The organism is Amycolatopsis acidicola, from assembly GCF_007713735.2.
In the GTDB taxonomy this organism is placed as follows: Bacteria; Actinomycetota; Actinomycetes; order Mycobacteriales; family Pseudonocardiaceae; genus Amycolatopsis_E; species Amycolatopsis_E acidicola.
On the sequence record NZ_VMNW02000010.1, the window covers coordinates 1 to 22,240 of the forward strand.

Sequence of the window (22,240 nt, forward strand, 5' to 3'; positions counted from 1 at the left end):
ACCACCGCCGGCGACCACCTCATGACCACCATCGACCGCACCATCAACGGCCGCCTCACCAGCGCCGAAGTCATGGGCCACCACGAATACGTCCTCACCCGCCTCTACGAAAGCGCCTGACCCGCGGATGCCCTTCCGGCAGGCGGTTTTCGCCTGCCGGAAGGTGGGGGTTTCCTTCGGTGTCAACGAAACCGGGCTGGACGACATTGACCGTGATACCCCGGTGCGCCAGATCGCGGGCCGCGCCGCGCCGGATCGATCACCCAGGCCGCGCTGCTGCTGCATTCCTCACAACCCGCTGTCTCCCACCAGCTCGCATCAACGAAACGCGAGACCCGGACGCCCCTGCTACGCCGAGAACCCAGAGGCGTCACGCTCACCCCCGCCGGACGTAGCGTTATCGCCCGCTCCCGCGCCCGGACGCTTCACGATCACCCTCGTCGCCGATGAAGAAATCGTGCTGACCGCGCTATTCCTCGACCACCTCCGCAGGCGCGGCCTGCGCGTGCCTCGCGGTGTCCGCGCCCAACTCGCGACATCCTGACCGGCACGTCCTTGACCAATACATAAAGGACGGTGTGGAGCGAGTCCCGCGGCAGCTGGACGAGCCTCCCTCGCCCCGGCAACACCCGGTGATCGTGAGCGGCATCTCCGTCAGCGCTGGCCGCTCGAATCCGCACCTACGACCGCACGTACGCTGAGTACATGCCGTTACCGCCACGTACCCGATCCGAGAGGCCTGGCACACCTCGGTCCGGTGATGTCGAATAGGGGCTCCCCCCCCCCGTCGTTTTGGCCGAAAGTTCCGGTTGACCGCCGGTTCGATCACTGGGTGACGGTGGGTTTCCAGCGCAGGGTTCTGGTCCTGGTCCGCACGGTCGCGACCCTGACCCGGCTCCTGGATGTCCTGTCGCTGTTCGAAGACGATCACCGGGTCCAGGTCGTGTTCACCTTCGACGAGACCAGGCCGGCGATACTCGGCTCCGGCGTCTCCGAAACCTTGCGGGCCCTCCGCGCCACGATATTGCCGTGGGAGCAGGCGATCGCGACCCGGTTCGATCTCGCGCTGGCGGCCAGCGAGAACGACGACCTGCACTTGATCCAGGCACCGCTCGTGCTTCTTCCGCATGGGTTCGGGTTTCAGAAGTTCTATCCCGGCACCGCGGTCGTGGCCGGGATGAATCCCGATCGCCTGATCCACGATGGCCAGGTGATCCCGGCCGTGCTCGGGTTGTCGCATGTCGCGCAACGCGAGCAGCTGCGCCGCCTGACCCCCGACGCCGCGAAGCGCTCGTTGGTCGTCGGCGATCCTTGCCTGGACCGGATCCTCGCCAGCCGCCACCGGCACGACGGCTACCGAACGGCGCTCGGCCGCCGCGGGCGGGCCGTGGTCACGCTGGCCTCCACCTGGGGACCGCATTCCCTGCTCGGGACGGACCCGGAACTGCCACTGCGGCTTGTCGCACAGCTTCCCCACGACGAAGTCGCGGTCTGCGCGATCATGCATCCAGGGATCACCGCGGCGCACAGTCCCTGGCAGCTCGACCACTGGCTTTCCCAGGCACGGCGAGCCGGACTGCGGGTCATCCCGCCGGAAGCAGGCTGGCAGGCCGCCGTCATGGGGGCGTCCTGCGTGATAACCGACGAAGGCTCCGTCGCCTTGTACGCCGCCGCGGCCGATCGTCCGCTGCTGCTGGCCGGTGAACCCGCGCCGACAACGGTTCCAGGGTCTCCCATGTCCACTTTGGTCAGTCGTTCCCCGCGCTTACGCCACGACGAGCCGCTGAACGCCCAGATCGAGAGAGCTGTGGCCGAGCACCACCCTGGCGAGTACAGCGACGTGATCGACGAGGCCGTGAGCGCACGGGGCCAGTCCGCAAGGATCCTGCGGTCAGCGCTCTATGAGTTGATGGCCTTGCCGGAACCGGCGGGATGGCCCGAATTTCCCCCGCATCCGGTGCCGCCTCAGGAAAAGCAAGAGATCGCGGCGTTCGTGGCGGGAACTGCCAGGCAGGGCGATGAACTCCGACTCGTGCGCCACCCTGTGACAACGCAGGAACACACCCTGGACCATCGGCATATCGTCGCGCACGCCACTCACGCGACACTGCGGCAAGTCTCGAGCGCGGCGGTCGTCTTCACGGATTTGCGAGTATCCGAGGAAAACCACTTCCGGGAATGGGCCACCACGACTTTGCGCCGCTGGCCGGAAGCGCGAGTGGCCGCGGCGCGCCTGGACGACGGACGGTGCCTGACCATGACGCGCGCCGGTGCGGTTCGTGAGTCCTCGCTCGCCTCGGCCGACCTGGATCCGCTGCTGGCGGCCTCATTGGTCTACCTCGGTGGCGCCGCGGCTACCAGGGAAATCGCCATCGGCGCCCGGACGGTGGCGGTAGCAAGCCGAATGCTTTGACGTAGTCATTGGCCCGGGGGTGACCGATCTTGAACGCGTCATCCGCAAGAGTTCCCCACGCGGTGCGGGCCGCCTCGACGTTCCCTTCTGCCACCAGCAACCGGGCCTCGATCTCGCGCAACTCCCACTCGTACTGCTGCGCCCGCGCGCTGGCCATCTCGCTCCGGGCATTTTGGAGCGATTCCCTGGCGTGAATAGTGTCGCCCAACGCGAGATATGCCTTCGCGAAAACGGTGTACACCCTGCCGCGATTGCGGCCCACGGCGAACTCCAGCGCACGGGTCGCGCACGCCAGTGCTTCCGCCAGATAGCCGACTTTGACCAGTGTCGCGGCGAGCATCCTCAGGTGAATGGCGAGAGCAGCGCGATCGCCAAGCTCGTCGTCGATCGACACCGCGCTACGGAACCAGTCGACAGCACCGGACAACATCACGCGTGGATCGCCACCGGACGCGGCGAGCACGTCGGCCTGTTCCTCCCGCAGCCGCCCCCAGAACTCGGCGACAGAGGCCTGCAAGCGCTTTCTTGGCCATTCCGGCGTCGTTGCTTCTCCGGCAAGCCGGTGCGCTTCGCTCAGATCCGCCTCCGCCAGTTCGAACCACCGGATCAAGAAACGCGCCCTGGCCCGCATTTGGTAGGTCCTGGCCAGCAACGCGGCCTTGTCATGCCCGTCCTGCCGCGCCTGCTCGTCAAGAGCCTTGGCCGCCTGCAAGGCCCAGTCACAGATTTCGGCGTACTCGCGCCAGCGCCAACGCTGGTTCACCAGTACCTCGACCGCACCGGCCAGCTGGCACACGTCCACGTGCCGTCGACGGAGGCAGCTTGCCTCGACCAGTGCGGCGATCAGCCCGAAATGCCGGTCGAGCCAGTCGAATCGATCACCACCCAGCGTCCAGCGCAACTCACCCGGCACGTCGTACTCACGCAGGCGCTGCAACCCGGTCTCGCGGTCTCCTTCCAGATCAGCGGCGACGACGTTGTCGCGGACGTACCGCAAGAGCCGCTCGAAGGCGGCATCGCGGTCCGCCGGAAGCGTTCTCGCATGGTCACGCGCCAGCCGGGTCAAGCTGTACCCGGCCCGCACGCGCCGCTCGACCAGCTGTGCCTCAATGAGCGCGGACAACGCGGCGTCCGCTCGCGTCCGATCCTCGCCGAGGTACACCAGGGCCGTGTCGCGAGTGAACCTGCCGCCGGGAAAATCCGCCAGTAAGGCACAGGCGGTCACTGCCTCGGGCGCCAAGGCGTCGAACGTGCGCCGGACCGCGTCCGCCACCACGGCCTCGGCACCGACCACGCCGGCGGCCTGGTACTCGGCCAGCAAGCCCGCCACCGGCCGTGCCTCGCCGGTCCGCAAGGCCAGCGTCAACCCGGCTTCCCGGATCGCCAGCGGCATCCTGTCGCACAGTGCCAGCAACTCGTGCACTTCGGGCAGTTCGTCGGCAAGGCGCACGTCACCGGCGAAGTCGGCGAGCATCTCGATAGCGCCCTCAGGATCGAGGCCCTGCAACAGGATCGGCCGAGGGTCCAGCACCCGCAGATCACGGGTCGCCACAGCCGTCGTGGCCAGCGTCAGATTCGCCTGGAACCGCGCGAACACCTCCAGTTCCCGCGCCGAAGTCACATTGTCGAGCACCACCACGCACAAGCGCGTCAAGAGGACCGACGAAAACTGGTCGTCGAGCCGGGCGTCGTCAACGGCGATCTCCCCTTCCGGGATGCCGCACCGCTTGAGGACTTCTTGTTTCAGACCGGCGATATCGGTCTCGTCCCCCACCCGGTACTCGCGCAGATCGAGCTCCACCCGGCCTGACGGGTACTGCTCCTGAACGCGGTCGGCCAGCTGCCGGGCCAGTTCGGTTCCCCCGTATCCGCTGGGCGCGACAATCAGCTTCACCCCGCCCGCCGGCGGATTCGTGACCTGATCGACGCGATCACGAAAGTCGCTGATCCCGCGAGGCGCCCCGGACACCACCTCGCCGGAGCCGACAGCCGCGAGTGCTGTCGCGAGATCCTTCGCCCACCCGGGATCGGCGAGGGCGAACGTCAACACGCCTTGACGCAGCTCGGCCGGATCCTGGGGGACGGCGGGGAACTTCGTTCGCAGCACGTCGAAGAGTTTCCGTGCCCCTTTGTCCAGACCTCCCAGTACCGCGGTCGCGGCGACCTTCGCGACCTCGCCCGAAACAGCCTCCAAAACCCCGGTCATGCACCAGCCCCCTGTCGCGACGCGGACCCAACACGCTAGCAGAGCGCGACGGACCGTTCACAGCCGATGAAGCCCTGTGGGCCAGCCGTCAACGATCGAGGCGCGCGTGACACCAACAGACCCGAATCAGCCTGCAGCACACCAGGCAAGGGTGGCTCTCACAGTACCTGTATCACCAGGATCTCCCGGGTGTCCGGGACGCCTGTCAACGTGTTCGAGTCCACTCCATGAATACGCACGGCAGAAGGAACGAAAACCGATGGCGGAAAGCCGGTTCACCGCTCACGCGGATCTTTTCGATCTGAGTGGGAAATACGCACTTGTCACTGGCGGCACCAGGGGCATCGGAATGATGATCGCGCGCGGCCTCCTGCAGGCTGGCGCCCGTGTCGTTGTCAGCTCGCGTCAGGCCGACGCGTGCGCGGAGGCACAGCATGTGCTGTCCGAATTCGGTGATGTGCAAGCAATCCCCGCCGACCTGTCCAGGCACGACGAGTGTCAGCGCCTGGCCGATCTCGTCCAGGCCGACTCGGAACGCCTGGACATCCTCGTCAACAACGCGGGAGCGATGTGGCGCGAGCCGCTGGAGACGTTCCCGGACGAGGCCTGGGACGCGGTGATCGACCTCAACCTCAAGTCGCCGTTCTGGCTGGTGCAGGCGCTGCTGCCCGCACTTCGCCGGGCGGGCACCGCCGATGATCCCGCGCGGATCATCAACATCGGCAGTATCGCCGCGATCCACGTCGCCGGGTCGCCCAACTATTCCTACGCCGGCAGCAAAGCGGCGCTCCATCAACTCACCAGGGTGCTGGCCAGGGAACTGGGACCACAGCACGTCACGGTGAACGCGGTAGCCCCGGGACCGTTCCCGTCGCGGATGATGGCGGCCACGCTCGATGCCATCGGCGACACGATCGCGGCGAAGGCCCCGCTGCGCCGGCTCGGCCGCGACGACGACATGGCGGGTGTCGCCGTGTTCCTCGCCAGCCAGGCCGGGGCTTACCTCACGGGCACCATCATCCCGGTCGACGGCGGCATCGCCACGACCGCGTCAGGTACCTAGGCGTCGCCGTCGGGGGTACCGGCAGGGCCTCCCTTCGTCTGTGGACAGGGCCTACGGTGAGGGGGTGGCCATGATCGATCCGCGTACTGAGATCAAGGAGTTCCTGAGCTCGCGTCGTGCGCGGATCACGCCGGAGCGGGCTGGGCTGCCCGCGTACGGCGGCAACCGCCGGGTCAAGGGTCTGCGTCGCGAAGAGGTAGCTCTCCTTGCAGGGGTGTCGGTCGACTACTACGTGCGTATGGAGCGCGGCAGCCTCGCCGGCGCCTCCGACGGGGTGCTCGACGCGTTGGCCTCTGCCCTGCACCTTGACGAGGCCGAGCGCGATCACCTGTTCCACCTTGCGCGGCAGTCCAGGGCGCCCGGCGGTCCACGCCGCCGGCGCCCCGCCGTGACGGTGCGTCCAGCGCTTCAGCGGGTGCTCGACGCCGTCACCGATGCGCCGGCGTGGATTTGCAATGGCCGTTATGACGTGCTGGCCATGAATCACCTTGCCCGCGCGCTGTATTCACCGGTGCTGGCCGACACGCGACGACCGGCGAACACCGCGCGGTTCGTGTATTTGGAGCCCGAAGCGGCGAAATCGTTCTTCGTCGACTATGACCGAATCGCCTCCGATGTGGCCGCGAAGCTACGCATGGAAGCCGGCCGCGATCCGCACGACGAGGGGCTGATCGCCCTGGTCGGCGAATTGTCGACGCGCAGCGAACTCTTCCGGCGGCGGTGGGCATCGCAAGACGTCCGGCTCCACCGGTCCGGACGCAAGCGTGTGCACCATCCGGTGGTGGGACGGCTCGACCTGGATGTCGAGTCGATGGAGATGCCCGCCGAACCCGGCCTGCTCCTGAACGTCTACACCGCACCCGTCGGCACGGCGACCGCGGACGGTCTAGCCGTATTGGCGTCGTGGGCGGCCGGCCAGGAGCTGGCGACCGAGAACCAGGCGCTCCGCTGATATTCCCTCTCCTTTCAGTCCGCCCGAGTCAGCGCCCACCACCGTTACTCATCGCTGGCCACCAACCTTCCCGCCATTACGCGGCGACCTGGGGATTACGGGATTACGGCCTGGCGGCGACGCCCAGGACCACGTCGATCGGCTCCGCGGCGTTTTCGCGCAACTGCACCGTGTCCTGGCCGATAGCGGAACCGTGTGGCTCAACCTCGGCGATTCGTATTCGGCCAGTCTGCCCGGCCGCACCGGCAGCCCCATGCGAGCAAGCACCTTGTCGGGCCGCGCTGCGGCGCTACCGCTGCGGGAATCCGTGCGTCGTGCTGGGGGTCGCGCACGGGGGTGCTGCCTGCGAAGAACCTCCTGGGCATGCCGTGGAGAGTCGCCTTCACGCTGCAGGCCGGCGGGTGGATCCTGCGCAACGCCATCGTGTGGCACAAGCCCAACGCCATGCCCGAGTCCGTCCGGGACCGACTGTCCACCCGGTACGAAATGCTGTTCCTGCTGACCAAACAGCAGCAGTACTACTTCAACCTCGACCCAATCCGCGAACCGACCGGCGAAACCGCGACGGACCGACAACAGCGTTCGCCGGAAAGCCCCACGGCGACGCGATGCTCCCCACCGGATCACGGCACTCCGCCTCACAGTCGAGGGGCAAGAACCCCGGCGACGTCTGGCCCATCGCGACGCGCCCCTTGCGCGAAGCACACTTCGCCGCCTTCCCCGTCGACATACCGTTGCGGTGCATCGCCGCCGGCTCCCCGCCCGGCGGCATCGTGCTCGACCGGCGAGAAGAACGCGGCATGACGCTCCAGGAGAACTCCCCGCAGGACAACGGTTTCACCCTGATCACCGCGGATGCGCAAGCCGGGATCGCGGAGCTACCGGACACGTCGGTGGACTGTCTTGTCACCAGCCCGCCCTACTGGCGCCTACGCAGCTACGCCCCCGATGCGACACAGGCACATCTCCAGATCGGGATGGAACCGACGGCCGCCGGATACCTCGATACCTTGCGCGCGGTGTTCTCCGCCGCACGCCGGGTGCTTACCCCGCGGGCGACGGTGTGGATCAACCTCGGCGACAGCTACTCCACCAATTCCGACGGCTACCGGTGCACCGAGCCGGGCCAAGCAGGACAACCGCGGTATCGACCTCGAGCCGATGTGCCGCACAAGAACCTCCTCGGCATGCCGTGGCGACTCGCCCTCGCGCTCCAAGGCGACGGATGGATCCTGCGTTCGGCAGTCATCTGGCACAAGCCACACACCAACCCCACACCGATCCACGACCGCCTCGCGACTCGCCACGAGACGATCTTCCTGTTCGTCACACAGCCGGACTACTACTTCGACCTCGATGCAATCCGACAGCCCTACACCGGCGACCGCGCACTGTCCCGCCGAGCCCACCGCGGCGGCAACAAGCCGAACACCGCACCAGGAAACTGGCCCCGCACCCCGGCGCACGGGCAGCGTGGGCGCAACCCGGGCAATGTGTGGACCATCCCGCCGGACCGGTCACGCACCGGACACCCAGCACCCTCGCCGGTGGAGATCCCGCGTCGCTGCATCGCCGCCGGATGCCCACCCGGCGGTCACGTCCTGGACCCGTTCAGCGGCAGCGGCACCACCGGCATCGCGGCCCGTGAACTCGGCCGCCGGTTCACCGGCATCGACACCAACCCCGGCTACCACGCCATCGCGCGACACCGGATCTCTGCGCTCGGGAGCGACCGGACGGCGGGATGAATCACGCTGATCCGAGCCGGCCACTCGTTTGGGGCCTCCTTTTTCCGACGATCGACGCTACGCTTTCGGGCCCACGCAAGGGAGGAGTGGCTGGTGAACAGCGAACGCGAGAACGCGGACACTACCGAAAACGCCGTAGTAATCCCGTTCCCCCGACGCTCCACAACCGACCCGGCCTGGACCTACCGGCAATCGGGCCACCGTACGCGCTCGCGTCGCTTTGTCGGCACCGCCATCCGCGTGGGTGGAGCCGAAGGACGCCGGTTACGCCGCGAACTCGCCTCGATCACTGCCGACCTCCTGCGGTGGGCTGCACAGCAGCAGCAAGTGGATAAAGCCACCGAAGAGAACCAGGAGCGCGCAGCGTGAATGCCCGCGGAGAAACACCATGAGCATCGAGGACGACCTCATCGTCAACCCGCCAGCCCCAGCCATCGAGCGGCGCGGCATGAACCCCATCCCGATCTCAGGTCCCTCCGGCCTCTCCGACTACGCGGTATCACCGCTCGGCGTCTCGACGACAGCCTTGATGCGCGATGAGGTCCGCGTGGCGTTCCTCGGACGAACGTCCACTGAGGACCAGCAAGACCCGCGCCAATCACTGGTGCGACAACTCGGGAACTGCAAGACGGCGCTGCCGGAGTCGTGGGTGATCGTCGCTCACTTCTACGACGTCGAGTCCGGCCGCATGGAACTCGACCAACGAGGACGCAAGGAAAACTACGAACGCTTCGACATCCCGATCGCCCGAGACGGCGGGATCGCGGATCTGTTGTCCGACGCGGAACAGCCCGCGCGCGGCTTCGACGTCGTTATCTGCGAAAGCATCTCCCGTGTCGCGCGCCGCGCCTTCGAGGGGTTGACGGTCGAGCGGGCGCTGGAACGTGCCGACGTTCCGCTATTCGCTTCCAACGAGCCGATCACCCTGTCCGGCAGCCGCGCGCAACGTGTGCTGCAGCGCCGGATCAACCAGTCCATCGCCGAATACGAAGTCCTCAACACGCTCGAACAGTCCTGGGGCGGACTGTGCACCCACGTGCGCGAGGGCTACAACATCGGCAAACCACCCTACGGCTACAAGGCAAAAGTCCTCCCACACCCCAACCCGACCAAGGCCGAGAAGGGGCACACCAAAAGCAGGCTCGAACCGGACGGGCTCCGTGCCGAGACGGTCACGCAAGCCGCGAACTGGCGCTATCACGAAGGACTCGGCTACGACACGATCGTCGATCGTCTCAACGCCGATCTGAAGCGGTACCCGCCGCCACAACCAACGGGCAGCACCCGAGCGCGCAACGCCTGGTCCAAGAGCAGCGTGGCCGACATCCTCCGCAACCCGAAGTACACCGGCTACCAAGTCTTCAACCGCCGCGCGATGCGCTCCAAACACGGCAAGGTCAACGACCCGATCAAGTGGGTCTGGTCAGCCAAGCCTGTTCACGAGCCGTTGATTCCGAAGTGGATGTACGACGAACTCAACGCCCGCCGCCAAGCCCGCCGCGGCTCGCGCCACGACAACGAACTCAACGTGCACCCCGAAACCCTGCGAACCTACGTGCTGCGCGGCATGTTCTTCTGCCGCTGCGGACGCCGCATGCTCGGCAACCACCGGCACAACATCGCCTACTACAAGTGCGGCCTCAAGAAAAACAACCGCGGCCGGCCCGACATCTACCAGACACACCCCAGAATGGCCCAACTTCGCGAGGCATCTCTCCTCGACGCGATCGCCCAATTCCTCTCCGACCGCGTCTTCGGACCCGAACGACACACCATCCTCGCCGCGGACCTGGAAGGAATCGACGACCACGCCGCCAAGCACCGCGCGGCAGAACGCGAACGCCTAGACCGCGTGATCACCGACCTCGGCCGCCGCCAGGCCTCGGTCCTCCGCCAAGCCCAGACCGGTGACCCCGACGATCCCTTCACCCAAGGACTTCGAACCACCTACAACGAACTCGAGGCACAGAAGAGGGCAGCGATCGCCGCCGCGGCAGACCTCGACGCCGCCGCCACGAACGAGCGCAGCAAGCCCGGCGAAGACGACATCGCCCTGCTTGACGCGCTCCCCTACCTGACGTTCAACCTCGCTGAGGCACCCCAGGAGCAGCTCAGGACGCTGTTCGAGACACTTCAGCTCCGCGTGCACCTCACCGACGTCACCGACCACAGTGACGAGGTGCACATCGAGATCCGGCTACCCGCCGACGATCTACCCCAGATCACCGCCCAAGCAGAAAGGACGGGCCAAGCCATGCCCACAACGAAAGAACGCCTGCTCGGCGAGCAGGCGTTCTTTGCGGGGTTGCTGTATGTACCCCCGACGAGGTTCATACAGCATCCTCACGAAGCGAAACCCCTTGTAAGCTGCGGTTTTCCGCCACCGCCCGGGGTCAGCGACCGCGTCGGCGGAGGAGAAGCGGCACGTCATGAACGCCAGCTCGCAGGGCGTCGCTAGGTTCGTCACGATCACGATGGGGCTGGTCATCGGGCTCACATTTTTGTTCGGGTTCGGGAACGTGCTGCACCTGGCGCTGAAGCTGCAGGTACCAGTGCTCGTGGCGCCGCTGGTCGCGCCAGCCGTCGACCTGACCGTGCTGGGGCTGCTCGTCGGAACTCGACACCTGGCCCTGTCCGGCGCAAGCAACGACGCGCTGCGATCAGCACGCCGCCTCTTGCTGGCGGCCAGTGCAGTGACACTGTTGTTGAACATCGCCGATCCGGTGTGCACTGGCCAGTGGGGCAAGGCGGCCTTCGACTCGGTCGGCCCACTCTTGTTGATCGGCTGGGCAGAGGCTGGCCCAGGTCTGCTTCGCGCGCTCAGCAGTGCAAGCAATGAGGCCGAACCCGTCAAGCTGCCGTCAACTCCGCCGTCTGTCCCGCCCACCGAGCCGTGGACGAAGCCAGCGACCCTCCATTCAGCTGGACTTGATCAACAACTGCTGGACCGCGCCCGGGCTGCGGATAGCGAGCACTGGCGGCGGGCCCAGAGGCCGATCTCGGCCGAGACGCTCCGGAAACGCCTTCGGGTCGGTGCGCAGACGTCAAGACTTCTGGTATCGGCCGTTCGCGCGGAAAGTACTCCGGCCCACGCAGGCCCGCCACAGTAAACTCGGCAACAGTCCTGCCGCCACGAACGCCTCGATGGTGATTCACTCGACGTGCCTCTGTGGTGCAACGCATAGACTGGCCGACACACGTCAGCGAGACAACTGGCGCCTTATCCCCAAGCAAAGTCGAACCGGCATGTTCGAGCTTCGGCATCCGTCCGGGTGCGATCGAGTGAAGCTCCATAGCGGGCGGTGCGTAGGCAAGCTCGGCCCGGTGGCCTTACTCGCGAGGTCTCCGGCGAGGCGGGTCACGGTCCGAATCTTGCCGCCTCTGAGAGACATCACCCGTGTGCAACAAGGTTAGTACGGTGAGTCCTATCGCCTGCTGCTCAACGGTTTTTCCGCACAGCGCCTGTTTCCGGGCTGCTTTTCGGTCCCGCGCGAGATACCAATCGTCGAGCGCGCTGATGATCGAGGCTGCGCGGTTCGCGATCGTCCGTATCGTGAGACCGAATGCCACCAGCACGACGGCTGCCGGGGCTCCCAGAACCGTCAGGTACGAAGGGAGAGACATCGATGCCGACTCCTACGAAATGAGCGGGAGCGGCATCGTGACGGATCACGTCAGATGCGCGCCTACCCGCATGGCCAGGGAAGTGGTCATGCGGGAAGAGTTAGGTCCGCGGGGCGGGCGGCGGGAAGATGCCACGACGCGTCCGGGCGGCCTGGCTGATCTTTCGCACGTACGCCCGCCAGCCAGTGCCATGAGCGCAGTACGTGAGCTGTGGGCGGAACTTGCGCGACGTCCGAGCGCCGCCACGCGCCGGAGAAAGTCGACGATGAGTTGCTGCGGGCTCCAGGCTGAGCCCCAGACCAGCCGACGAGCTTCCGCTGGCGGACTGAACGCCAGATATGCGGTTAGCTCACCGCTGGCCGGATCGCTGAAGAACACCTCCCAGTGCGTAAGCCCGCCCAACTCTGCCATCTGACGAGACAGCGCAAAACGCAAACTCGTTCTGCCAGACCCCGTAGCTGTGACCACGAGGCTCGTGATTTCCCGGCGCGACATCCCGGACGCCGCGACCGCGAGGCCGGAGTTCTTCCTGAGAACCCACCTGAGGTAGGCGAACGGATCAACCTGACCATCAGCCACAGCGCGGGGCTGAAGGTCAGGGATCTCGCCCTCCCACGTCAGCCAGCTGCCCTGCCGGCGGGCACACGACAGCACGATCAGGTCGGCCTCGCCGACCAGCGCAGCGCCGACAGCGCTCAGATCGTGCAACACGGCAGCAGTCTGCCACACGGCGCGCGAAGATCGCCTCAAGCCGCCCTCGTCACCGGTCGTCCTCGACGATGTTTTCCGCGGCGGTGACATGCCATTCGGCCCGCGCCAGAAGTTCGTCGAACGTGACGATCTCCGGCTCGTGTAACTGCCGCCGGTAGAGTTCGAAGGAACGGATCCGATCCCGGTGATCTCCGCCAGCTTGTCCACGAAGCTGATCAAGGTGGCCGATGATGAGGAAAGCCCTGGGCTGCAGCATGTAAGTGAACTCGCCGGGCACATCGGATCCATCGTCAGCCACGTCCGGGAGCCGCTCACTGATCTGGTTGACGGCACGGTGCACCGTTCCCTGCACCTGAGCGACCCCACCCGCCAACTCCGTGGACGGCGGAAAACAGCCCGACCGGTATTCCGCGCCGAGCAAGTCCGCGCGGTGTGTCTTGATCTCGGCGAAGACCATCGACTTGATCCGACCCGACGTGCGCAGCAGTGCGTCGGTGCGTTTTCCGGGTCCAGCAACCGATGTGCCGGCGACTACCTGTTCGAGCTTGCCGTTATTCCACGACGTCAGCAGCTGCCCGGTAAGCGGCACACCGAGGATCCACGGATTTTCCTCGAAGAACCGCTGCCACACCGCTTCCTTCCGCTGCCCAGGCGTCTCCGCAACGACGGAGTCGAAGTAGGAACCGTCGTTGAGGAAGCGCTTGAACCTGCGCAGTTGACCGCGCCTGTGGGACAACGCGATCACGTCGCGTGCGGACTCGTCATCCGAGATCAGTTGGCGCAGCTGTCCAGGACGCTTACGGTATAGCGTTTTCAGGGAGTTTGGGTCTGTGAACAATTCGTTGATCAGAGCATCGTCGATTCTGACCGTCTGCCCTCCGTCGACCGGGATGTAGTCGAGGTTACGGAGAAGCTCGATCAGACGGGCCGCTTCCCGCCCGCGCAGGTTCAGCAGCGTTTTGATTTTCCCCGGCTCACCGCTGCGCGGCACGCGCTGGATCCACAACTCACGAACCCGCCCGGCCTCGCGGGCAACCAGGAGCTTCACCTGGGACCGGCCCGCAGCGGTCTCCGACACCACCCACTGCTCGCCATCCAGACAAGCGACGGTCTCCTCGCGCGGGTCGAACACCTTCCATACAAAACGCGCCGGCTTCCCATGATCGGGCGAAGCAGCCCAAGGAATCGGGAAACTGGCCGACGCGTAGGTACGATCCGGCAAACGCCCCTGCGCATAAATCGTGTCGTCATCAACTTCGTCCGACCCCGTCGACACGCGACGCACCTCTTCTCACCCCGGCGCGCGTAGTTCCGTGATCACGCGCGGCGTCCACACACAACGGTCGGTCGCGCGTGCGAGACCGTTACACCGTAGCTGCGGATCAATCACGCGGAGAGAAGTTCGTGCACACCAGCTTGGTTTGAGAGCCGTCCGGCACGTTGTCGGCCAATGCCTTGAGGTTCTGAAGCGGAAGGCAGCGGGCTAGACAAGCCTCAAAACTGGACGCTCTTCGATGTCGCCCAGCAACAGGCGGAGACGAGGCAGCTTCCAGGTCAGCTCACGCGCGAGCCCCGTCAGCGTGACCAGGTCATGCTGTTCAGCCAGGTCAAACGCCTTCTTCAGCAAGCTGGCGATCTCCCCCGGGCGGCGATGTTGGAGCAGGACTCGTTCCAGCGACGCAACCCGTCTAGGCCAACCCTCGGCGAGTCTCGGAACGAACGAGCGACTGCTTGCTTGCACTGCCGGTCAGATCAGCTCGACAGTCTGACGACGAGCACGGGTGCAGGCGACGTACAGCTTGCGGTGAGTGTCCTCGGTCATCAAAAGGCCGCTCTCAAGAGCTTGGCGCTCGGATTCGGTAAGCCGCACGGCGACCACATCCCATTCTCCGCCTTTGGCCTGGTGCGTCGTCAGCCCTGGCGCAGGCCGACCGGGGTGGAGGAGGCGGGTCCGGATGAGATCGAGCCTGCCGGTGTAGCGGTAGTGCGCCGGGCGTAGCGCGCGGGGGGAAACCTCACCAATGACATTCTTGAGTGCGTCGTACGCAGTAGTCGATACCTTTGGCCCTGCCTGCCGCAGAATTTCGGTCACGGTCTGCAGCTTGGGCTCAAGCTGCCTGGGAACGTCGTGGTCGGTGATGGCGAGTGCAGTCAGGGCGTCGTTGAGGTACGTAGCATCGAGATTGAAGACGTTGCGGGTCACGTGGTTGAGCAAGAGCGTGGCGGCCGCTTCCTCCGCGCTGCCTCCGAAAGCCTTGAACGCCAACGGAAGCACGCCGCCCTTGAGCTCCCACAGTGACTTCCACGTCAACGCGAGTGCGACATCAACGCGGTCGAAACCGTGCGCCAGAATTTGAGTGTCAAGAGTCACTGACGCGCCCGACCGGAGGTTCTCGGCAAGCGTGCGCTGGGCTGGTTCAAGCCACCGAAAGGATTGCGTCAGCGGCAACGTGGGCACGCCGGTTCGCTGGAGCAGCAATGGCACGCGGTCCGGCCGCGCCCCGCGAAAGACATACAGGGCCTGCCAGGGATCACCGACGAGGGTGACAGCGACGTTGGCCTGGATGGCGGTTTCGATGATGTCGAGATCGAGATCGTTCGCGTCGAACACTTCGTCGACGATCAGCGCGCGGGTTGTAGCCTGGAGTCTTTCGCGAACAAAGTCGCGCAGCCGCGGCTCTTGCAGCGCTTGTTCGAGCACCGCTCGGACGTCCTCGTGTGTACACGTTCCCTGGCGCAGCAACGGCAGTGTCTCGGTTGCAGGGACGGTCGCACGGTTCGTGGCGACCCAGCCGGGCTCAATCGCGATCCTGTCGCCCTGCACAGTGATGGTGTAGGTCGTGCGGTTCCACGTCGTCCCGCTGAACGACGCCCAACTGTCGTGCACCGACAGCTCGGTGTGCCCGTTCGGCCACCGTAGGAGTGCCGAGCGGAGGAGGTCGTGCACGAGATCGGCGACGATCGTGTCCAAGGTGACCACCCTGTGCGGCCACTGCGCGACCGTTGGCCCCCAGACTCGTACTGCCCGCTGGGCAAGGGTTTTCGTCGCGGCCCGGGTGAAACTGACCGCGATCACGGCGCGATTGTCCTGCCGAAATTCCGATCCGAAACGCTGCACGCCCAGACGCTGTGCCGAAACGGTCGTCTTCCCTGTCCCCGGGCCAGCCTCGATGAAGAGGTTGCGGACTTCGCTCGCGGCCGCGATTCGCTGTTCCGACGTCAACCCTTCGACCGATGCGTCAGTACCTGCCGGGCGGCTCATGCAGGTTCCACCTCGAGGGCCGAATCGGGTTCTTCCGGCGCAGGCGGGGGCGCCGGGATTTCCAGCGACTTGTACAGAAAGTCGAACACGTTCCTCATCGGCTCGGGCACCTTCACGCCCGAGCTATCGACAGCGCGGGCTTCCCGCAGCCTCTGTGCGAGTGCGAGTGCGAACTCGGCCTTCTTCTTGGCGCCCGGCCCTGCCGCAACGGCGGAGCCGTTCTCCTGGTGCCTGCCACGAAACAGGGCGTGGATCGCGGGTGGATCGAGCGGGGTTGGGATGTCCAGGTCGACATCAGCAAGTGCTTGGACGACGAGCCCGTCGTTGCCAGGCGTGATCTGGGGTTCGAGTGTGGGGTGACAATGCTCGACGAGAAGGACAGCATCATCGTGGTCGAGCGCCCATTCCGGCTGTTCCGGAGTGTCGCCCAGCGCCAAGTCGCTGTCGCGGAGTACGGCGATCCGGCGGCAGAGTTCGTGGCCGCGGGTCGCAAGCAGGCGAACTGCCCAAGGGCCGACCTTGGTCATCATCGGCACAATGCTGAGGGCATCGACGAAGGCTTCCTTGTCCCTGTCACTACCCGCCCAGACCCAGCCGAACTCTCGGATGACAGCGGCTTCGGTGACGCCCTCGACAAGGAGTACCCGTTCGGCGAACAGAGAGGCCGAGCGGTTGGTATCGAGGTGCAACCGGGTCATTCGCAGCACCTCCGCACGCCTCTTCATCGGAATCGAGGCGATGGCGCGGCTGACTCGCCTGCCAGCGGCGTCGGACCGTAAAACGACGAGTTCCTCAGGGTCGCACGAGGTGATGATGTCCGTTGCATGGGTGGAAAGGATCACCTGCAGTTCCGGCCTCCGCTGAACTTCCCGCCGAAGGTAGCGCACCAGCGAGTGCTGCAGCTGGGGATGAAGGTGGGCTTCGGGCTCCTCGATCAGGACAGTCACGTGGAACGGGCTGGCGGGGAAGAACGAGTCCTCGATGCTCTCTCGCTCGGCTTGAGCCTGGCGGAGCCGCTCGGACGCCGCTTCCACGTCACCCATCTCCTCAGCGTGCGGGGCGTCCGCAACCACGTCAGCATCTGCCTGAGCCTGCAAGTCCGGAATGGCGGCCAAAGTGACCGCGATGTGCAGCAGGTTCACGTACCCGAGACCGGAGACTTCGAGCGGGCGGGCGTTCGAACGACCTTCGATGATCGCAAGCATCAGCTCCAGGACCCGCGCAAGGTAGCGATCATCCACGACCTGCCCGCCCACATATGGCCAGTTACGCGACACACCAGCGGAAAGGGCATAAAGGTGGTTCCCAACGCGCTCCTCGAGACCCACGAGCAGATCATCGGTAGCCAATGCTTCAAGTAAGTTCGACGCGCGTGCTCGCAGACTGGATAGATTGCGTCCCCGGCCGAGATTCTGTTGTTGGGCACGCAAGAGCTCAACGAGGACTCGAGTTTCCCGACGCGCAAGCTCGTCGAGGGGATTCCGCCACGCAGGCAAGTGCACAAGGCGAATCAGACGCTCGTGCTCACTGTGGACGAGCGTCTCCGTGCCGATCCGGCCCATCCTCCTCGTGAGGGTCTTGGACCAGGACGTGGCGACCGTTCCCGCCGCGTTCCGGCTGGACTGTGCTTGAAGCTGCCTGCCGAATGGCCCTTCGGTAGTGGTATCGGCATCAAACGAATACTCGACCTCGACTGTGCACGTACCATCGCCGAGCGCGGCCGAGGAAAGCTGCGGTAGCTGGGGAAAATGCTCCCGGTGGCCGAGGTAGATCGCATCAGAAACCGTCGTCTTGCCCACACCATTGGCGCCAACAAGGACAGAGAACCGGCCCGGCAGCGACACCTCAAGCCGCTCCCCGGCACTCGCTCGCAAGCCCTCAATAGACAGACGGCTCAAATACACGACGCTTACTCCTCCCACGCCACGCGACATACCGACGCAAGTGTGCCGCACCTGGGTCGCCGCACTTTTCAGGACCTGGGCTGTAACGCGCAACGAGGGTTCATGGGCGACCCGCGCACGCACCGTGTCGAGATGTGCTCGCCCAGCAATGGAACGCCGCGTACGGGTAGATCACGATCGTCCCCGATCCGAGTCGCTCCGGGACTCACCGGCCGCGAAGTGCGGATATGGCCTTCGTCGGCTTCGGCGTGTTCCGTGACCGGCGCAAAACCGCCCACGAGCTGCGTCGCGACTTCGACAGCGGACGGGAGAAGTTGCGCACCCGTAAGCGCGGTGTCCGCGAGCTCAGTGAGTGGCTTCCGGACCACATCACGGCTATCAAGACGCCGCGGGCCGGTAGCTATGGGGTCAAGCATGCGGTCGAGCAGGCTCTCGGCCGTTATGTCTCCAACGGGGAGCTGATCGTGGCGGCGATCATGGCCGGCTACCGGATCGGTCGCCCTCACGGGCCCAACGTGGGGATCGGGATGAGTAAACGGGACCTCGATCACCTACGAAGCCGGCCTCACAGGCCAGCTGGCAGCACCCAGCGTGCGAGCGGGTGAGGTCGCCGACTCGCTGAGTGCCCAGGGATACCGGTGGCCTCGTCGCGCGCACTGATCGGCGCGAGGGTGCAACAAATCTGCTCGCCGTCGCGATGTGATCATCGTCAGGTGGTCCGGGTGGGGATGGCATGTGGATTCGTAAGGTAGATTTCCCTGTCGAGCTGGTCGAGAAGCATCGCGAGGGCAAGCTCGTGCTCTTCGTCGGCGCTGGTGCATCCATCGATGCGCCGGCGAGCTTGCCAAGTTTTGCGAAGCTGACGGAGGACATCGCGTATGACGCGGTGTTCGAGTTCGAGCCCAGCGAGCTGGACCAGCCAGACGTGTTACTGGGTCGAATCGATGACACCCCTTTCGACGTGCATCGTTTCGTCGCTTCCAAGATCGACGTTGCAGGCTCCGCTCCTAACAAACTGCACGAAGCGATCGGACAGCTCGCGGTGGCCGGTGGGCCGGTGCGCATCGTCACGACGAACTACGACCTCCACCTGTCGACAGTCCTTCGGCAGCACCTGGACAGGGTCGACGAGTTCGTGGGTCCAGCTCTACCGACGGGCGACGACTTTACCGGAATCGTCTACCTGCACGGGAATCTCAACTCTGAACACCGGCATTTGATCGTGACCGACAGAGACTTCGGCAGAGCGTACCTGCGGGACGCTTGGGCGGCTCGGTTCCTTGAGCGCATGTTCTCGACGCACACGGTCTTATTCATCGGTTACAGCCACGGCGACGTGGTGATGCGGTATCTCGCCCGCGGCCTCACTTCGGACTGCGACAGATACATTCTTACCGATCAACCAGAGTCCCCAGGGTGGCGTGCCCTGGGCATCACTCCCATCGGCTACCACGTGACAGGGAACTCGCATCACGAACTCGTTAATGCACTCGATCGCTGGGGAACCCGGGCGTCGATGGGCTTGCTGGAACACCGGCAGCGAATCGCCGGCCTGGTAGCCGGGACACCACCCGAGGAACCCGAGGACGTCTCCTACTTAGAGGCCGCCCTTTCCGATCCCGTTCAGGTTCGGTTCTTCACTGAGTTCGCACGGGGCGAGGAGTGGCTTTCCTGGGCTGCGACTCAACCTGTCTTCCGTGAAATTTTCGAGCTCGTCTCGCAACCAACCGACCTTACTCACGACCTGTCTCACTGGTTTGCCGAAAATTTCGTGTTCTCAGAAGACCAGACCGGGCGAGCGCTCAGCGTGGTGCAGCAATTCGAGTCTCGGCTCGGACTGTCGTTGTGGACAGCCATCGGCCACCGCCTTCACATCGCAGGCTCACCGCGGCCCGTTTGGCTGACCCCTTGGGTACTCCTGCTGATGCAGCGGATTCCCGATAGCGCGAATATTGATTGGCTCGAATATGCCCTGCTCAACTCAGCCTGGCCCGCCGACCGCGCATTGATACTCGTCTTGTTTGACTACCTTTCCGCTCCCGTACTGGACCTCCAGCATTCGTTCGGAGCCCCGGACAGACCGCGGTTCGATGTTCGCCTGCGCGCCTCGTCGCACTCCCTCGACGAAGCGTGGGCGGCTCTACTTCGTCCAAATCTGCCCACTGTTGCTTCGGATGTCGCCGCGTTCATCGAACGACACCTCCGGCATGCTTTCCATCTCCTGACGTCGGCTGGCTCGGCCGACGGGAGCTGGGATCCCGTCTCGTTTCGCCGTTCGGCGATCGAGCCTCACGAACAAGACCGGCACCGAGAATCGGTCGATCCGCTCATCGATGCAGCCAGGGACTGCCTCCAAGCGATGCTCGACCACGGACGTCCAGCGGGCGGCCACTACGTGGATGCGTGGACCAGTTCAGGAATTCCAGTACTCCAGCGCATCGGCATCCACGGGCTCGCTCACCGTACCGACATGAATGCCACCGCCAAAATAATCTACCTTCGCGAACGAGACTGGCTGTACAACCATCGCCTTCGACATGAAGTTTTCAACCTCATCTCGGTAGCGCTCCGCCACACCGACGCACCGACCGCAGACGCCCTGGTAGGCGACGTACTGGCTTGGCCGGCCGAAGACGATGAGGAACAGCGAGCGTACGTCCAATTCAATGCGATGGCCTGGCTACACCGAGTCGCTCCGGACCTGCAATCGGCCGCAGAGGCCCTGAACAGGTTACGAGAGCAGCATCCCGAATTCGAGGAGCGAGAACACCCGGACTTCACGCACTGGAGTTCCTTCGGAATTGTCACTCCGCAGCCAGCGCTCACCGCTGACGAACTCCATGAAAAGATCTCTGCCGACCACGATGACGCCTTGCTCGAACTCCTTCAATGGCAGAACTCTCAGTCCCATTGGGACGGACCGAACTGGCACGACACCCTTGCAAGCTTGTCGCAGGCGGTACGGCAATACCCGGATGACGGCTTCGCCGTGCTGGATTCCCTACATGCCAACGATGACATCGCCCGCAGCGTCATCGCCGGATGGTCGACTGCCAACCTCAACCTTACGCAAGCCAACCAAGTCCTTGAGCGCCTCGTGGCCCGAAACCCAGAACCTCTGGCGAACGAACTCGCCGACCTCCTCGGAAGAGGTGGCCAAAACGAATCAAACCCGACCGAGTGGCACACCTTCACGGCGGCCCGCATCCTCGCGATCAAGGTCTGGGATGCACTGACAGCCGACGTGATCCCCACGGACGTCGAAGACTGGCTCACCAAAGCCATCAACGCTCCGGCTGGGAAGCTTGCCCAGTTCTGGACACACGCCGTCGCTGCCGACTGGCGCGCCGCGGGGCAAAGCTGGGCCGGGTTATCTCACGACGTCCGCGACCACCTGCAAACCATGCTCGCCGGCGATAACAAACCCAGCGCCTTGACCGAAACGGTATTGGCCGCGCAAGTGCTCTTCTTCTTCCGCGCCGACCAGCAATGGTGCGAATCCCACATCCTGCCGCTCCTGTCCTGGCACAACCCTGAACGCGCCTATCGGGCCTGGAACGGCTACCTCATCTGGGGTCGTTATGACGACGATCGGCTCCTCGAAGCCGGCATGCTCGACGACTACCTGGAGACCGCCAACCATCTCCCCACATTCCGCGGCGAACTGCAAAGGCAGTTCCTGTCCCACCTCGCCGGCATCGCACTCACCAGCGACCTCGAACCGCTTGGCTGGATCCGCAAGTTCACCAGCAAGGCCGAGCCGACCGACCGCGTCGCGTGGATCAACCAGATCTCCTGGACGATGGCGCAACTGCCGCCCGAAGCCGTCGAGCATCAGTGGAACCGCTGGATGCGCGAGTACTGGCTACAACGACTCGACGGCACCCCACTCGCGCTCACCATCGATGAAGCATCCGCCCTGGCGACCTGGACCAAGCACCTGACCGACTCGACAGCCGAGGCCATCGAACTCGTCCTCCGCCACCCAGCTCGCTTCACATCGCACTCGGACCTCCTGGCGGACTGGGAGAACGAGACCATCCTGCAAACTCCCGCGCTGTACGCCAGGCTGATCGCTCACCTGATGCAGGAAACCCGGCCGCCCTTCTGGGGAGGTTGCGAGGAACTCCGGCGAATCGTTCCGCTGCTGCGGCTGCACGCGGCCCCCGAAGACGTCCAGGCAATCCTCCAGGCGGCGGTCCGCCTCGGCTGCCAAGGCACCGACAACTGGTGATCATCCATCTCCAAAACAACCTCGCCAGAGAGGTTGAGCGACCCAAACGGTAGTAGCGGCAGCGCCGGGCTTGAGTCGCTCAACTGTCTTGCGTTTGGCGTCGCATTGCCATGACCCACCGGC

The 22,240-nt window shown here is 65.1% G+C and carries 16 protein-coding genes and 1 pseudogene; 11 read left to right on the forward strand and 6 right to left on the reverse strand.

Annotated features, from left to right (window positions below; genetic code table 11):
* The first annotated feature begins 279 nt into the window (after positions 1 to 279).
* Positions 280 to 450, forward strand: coding sequence for a LysR family transcriptional regulator (locus FPZ12_RS09335; RefSeq protein ID WP_243769771.1), 171 nt, complete (start codon positions 280 to 282; stop codon positions 448 to 450).
* Positions 451 to 760: 310 nt separating this feature from the next.
* Positions 761 to 2,413, forward strand: coding sequence for a hypothetical protein (locus FPZ12_RS09340; protein WP_144761668.1), 1,653 nt, complete (start codon positions 761 to 763; stop codon positions 2,411 to 2,413).
* Here the strand turns inward: FPZ12_RS09340 and FPZ12_RS09345 are convergent.
* The gene (locus FPZ12_RS09345) at positions 2,355 to 4,619 is read right to left on the reverse strand and encodes a hypothetical protein (protein WP_144761666.1); all 2,265 of its coding nucleotides are present in this window, start codon (positions 4,617 to 4,619) and stop codon (positions 2,355 to 2,357) included. The two genes, FPZ12_RS09340 and FPZ12_RS09345, sit on opposite strands and share 59 nt — an antisense overlap.
* Before the next feature lie 259 nt (positions 4,620 to 4,878).
* Between FPZ12_RS09345 and FPZ12_RS09350 the strand changes: the two genes are divergently transcribed.
* From FPZ12_RS09350 to FPZ12_RS09380, 7 genes and pseudogenes are all read left to right on the forward strand, one after another.
* Complete coding sequence (locus tag FPZ12_RS09350; protein WP_144761664.1) at positions 4,879 to 5,682, forward strand: SDR family oxidoreductase; 804 nt, start codon at positions 4,879 to 4,881, stop codon at positions 5,680 to 5,682.
* A 64-nt stretch (positions 5,683 to 5,746) separates the two neighbouring features.
* A complete protein-coding gene (locus tag FPZ12_RS09355; RefSeq protein ID WP_144761662.1) occupies positions 5,747 to 6,634 on the forward strand; it encodes a helix-turn-helix transcriptional regulator in 888 nt (295 codons plus the stop codon).
* A 363-nt stretch (positions 6,635 to 6,997) separates the two neighbouring features.
* Positions 6,998 to 7,204: pseudogene (locus FPZ12_RS47065) on the forward strand (DNA methyltransferase); the annotation flags it as partial.
* A 38-nt stretch (positions 7,205 to 7,242) separates the two neighbouring features.
* On the forward strand, positions 7,243 to 8,382 hold the full coding sequence (locus FPZ12_RS09365; RefSeq protein ID WP_150980247.1) for a DNA methyltransferase: 1,140 nt from the start codon (positions 7,243 to 7,245) through the stop codon (positions 8,380 to 8,382).
* Positions 8,383 to 8,475: 93 nt separating this feature from the next.
* A complete protein-coding gene (locus FPZ12_RS09370; RefSeq protein WP_144759258.1) occupies positions 8,476 to 8,751 on the forward strand; it encodes a hypothetical protein in 276 nt (91 codons plus the stop codon).
* A 19-nt stretch (positions 8,752 to 8,770) separates the two neighbouring features.
* A complete protein-coding gene (locus tag FPZ12_RS09375; protein ID WP_243769762.1) occupies positions 8,771 to 10,840 on the forward strand; it encodes a recombinase family protein in 2,070 nt (689 codons plus the stop codon).
* Positions 10,812 to 11,492, forward strand: a complete 681-nt coding sequence (locus FPZ12_RS09380; RefSeq protein WP_144759255.1) for a hypothetical protein — start codon at positions 10,812 to 10,814, stop codon at positions 11,490 to 11,492. The genes FPZ12_RS09375 and FPZ12_RS09380 overlap by 29 nt, the downstream gene beginning before the upstream one ends.
* A 559-nt stretch (positions 11,493 to 12,051) precedes the next feature.
* On the opposite strand, the gene FPZ12_RS09385 is transcribed toward FPZ12_RS09380, so the two are convergent.
* The 5 genes from FPZ12_RS09385 to FPZ12_RS09400 form a co-directional block, all read right to left on the reverse strand.
* Positions 12,052 to 12,717 carry a hypothetical protein gene (locus tag FPZ12_RS09385; protein ID WP_144759252.1) on the reverse strand — a complete coding sequence of 222 codons (666 nt, stop codon included), beginning with the start codon at positions 12,715 to 12,717 and terminating at the stop codon, positions 12,052 to 12,054.
* A 49-nt stretch (positions 12,718 to 12,766) separates the two neighbouring features.
* Positions 12,767 to 13,993, reverse strand: coding sequence for a Shedu immune nuclease family protein (locus FPZ12_RS09390; protein ID WP_243769763.1), 1,227 nt, complete (start codon positions 13,991 to 13,993; stop codon positions 12,767 to 12,769).
* A gap of 207 nt (positions 13,994 to 14,200) precedes the next feature.
* Positions 14,201 to 14,344, reverse strand: a complete 144-nt coding sequence (locus FPZ12_RS45510) for a hypothetical protein (protein ID WP_166462657.1) — start codon at positions 14,342 to 14,344, stop codon at positions 14,201 to 14,203.
* Between the two features lie 120 nt (positions 14,345 to 14,464).
* Positions 14,465 to 15,979, reverse strand: coding sequence for a UvrD-helicase domain-containing protein (locus FPZ12_RS09395; protein WP_144759245.1), 1,515 nt, complete (start codon positions 15,977 to 15,979; stop codon positions 14,465 to 14,467).
* On the reverse strand, positions 15,976 to 17,823 hold the full coding sequence (locus tag FPZ12_RS09400) for an AAA family ATPase (RefSeq protein ID WP_166462658.1): 1,848 nt from the start codon (positions 17,821 to 17,823) through the stop codon (positions 15,976 to 15,978). Before FPZ12_RS09400 ends, FPZ12_RS09395 begins: the two co-directional genes overlap by 4 nt.
* A gap of 287 nt (positions 17,824 to 18,110) precedes the next feature.
* Between FPZ12_RS09400 and FPZ12_RS09405 the strand changes: the two genes are divergently transcribed.
* Together FPZ12_RS09405 and FPZ12_RS09410 are read left to right on the forward strand one after the other, a co-directional pair.
* Positions 18,111 to 18,488: a hypothetical protein gene (locus FPZ12_RS09405; protein ID WP_144759197.1), complete on the forward strand. Its 378-nt coding sequence runs from the start codon at positions 18,111 to 18,113 to the stop codon at positions 18,486 to 18,488.
* Positions 18,489 to 18,616: 128 nt separating this feature from the next.
* A complete protein-coding gene (locus FPZ12_RS09410; RefSeq protein WP_144759194.1) occupies positions 18,617 to 22,117 on the forward strand; it encodes an SIR2 family protein in 3,501 nt (1,166 codons plus the stop codon).
* The last annotated feature ends 123 nt before the right edge of the window (positions 22,118 to 22,240 follow it).

What these genes read in the sequence shown, in the direction of transcription:
- FPZ12_RS09340 (WP_144761668.1), top strand. Translation starts at nt 761, where the DNA reads ATGTCGAATAGGGGCTCCCCCCCCCCGTCGTTTTGGCCGAAAGTTCCG.
- FPZ12_RS09345 (WP_144761666.1), bottom strand. Translation starts at nt 4,619, where the DNA reads ATGACCGGGGTTTTGGAGGCTGTTTCGGGCGAGGTCGCGAAGGTCGCC.
- FPZ12_RS09350 (WP_144761664.1), top strand. Translation starts at nt 4,879, where the DNA reads ATGGCGGAAAGCCGGTTCACCGCTCACGCGGATCTTTTCGATCTGAGT.
- FPZ12_RS09365 (WP_150980247.1), top strand. Translation starts at nt 7,243, where the DNA reads ATGCTCCCCACCGGATCACGGCACTCCGCCTCACAGTCGAGGGGCAAG.
- FPZ12_RS09375 (WP_243769762.1), top strand. Translation starts at nt 8,771, where the DNA reads ATGAGCATCGAGGACGACCTCATCGTCAACCCGCCAGCCCCAGCCATC.
- FPZ12_RS09380 (WP_144759255.1), top strand. Translation starts at nt 10,812, where the DNA reads ATGAACGCCAGCTCGCAGGGCGTCGCTAGGTTCGTCACGATCACGATG.
- FPZ12_RS09395 (WP_144759245.1), bottom strand. Translation starts at nt 15,979, where the DNA reads ATGAGCCGCCCGGCAGGTACTGACGCATCGGTCGAAGGGTTGACGTCG.
- FPZ12_RS09405 (WP_144759197.1), top strand. Translation starts at nt 18,111, where the DNA reads ATGGCCTTCGTCGGCTTCGGCGTGTTCCGTGACCGGCGCAAAACCGCC.
- FPZ12_RS09410 (WP_144759194.1), top strand. Translation starts at nt 18,617, where the DNA reads ATGTGGATTCGTAAGGTAGATTTCCCTGTCGAGCTGGTCGAGAAGCAT.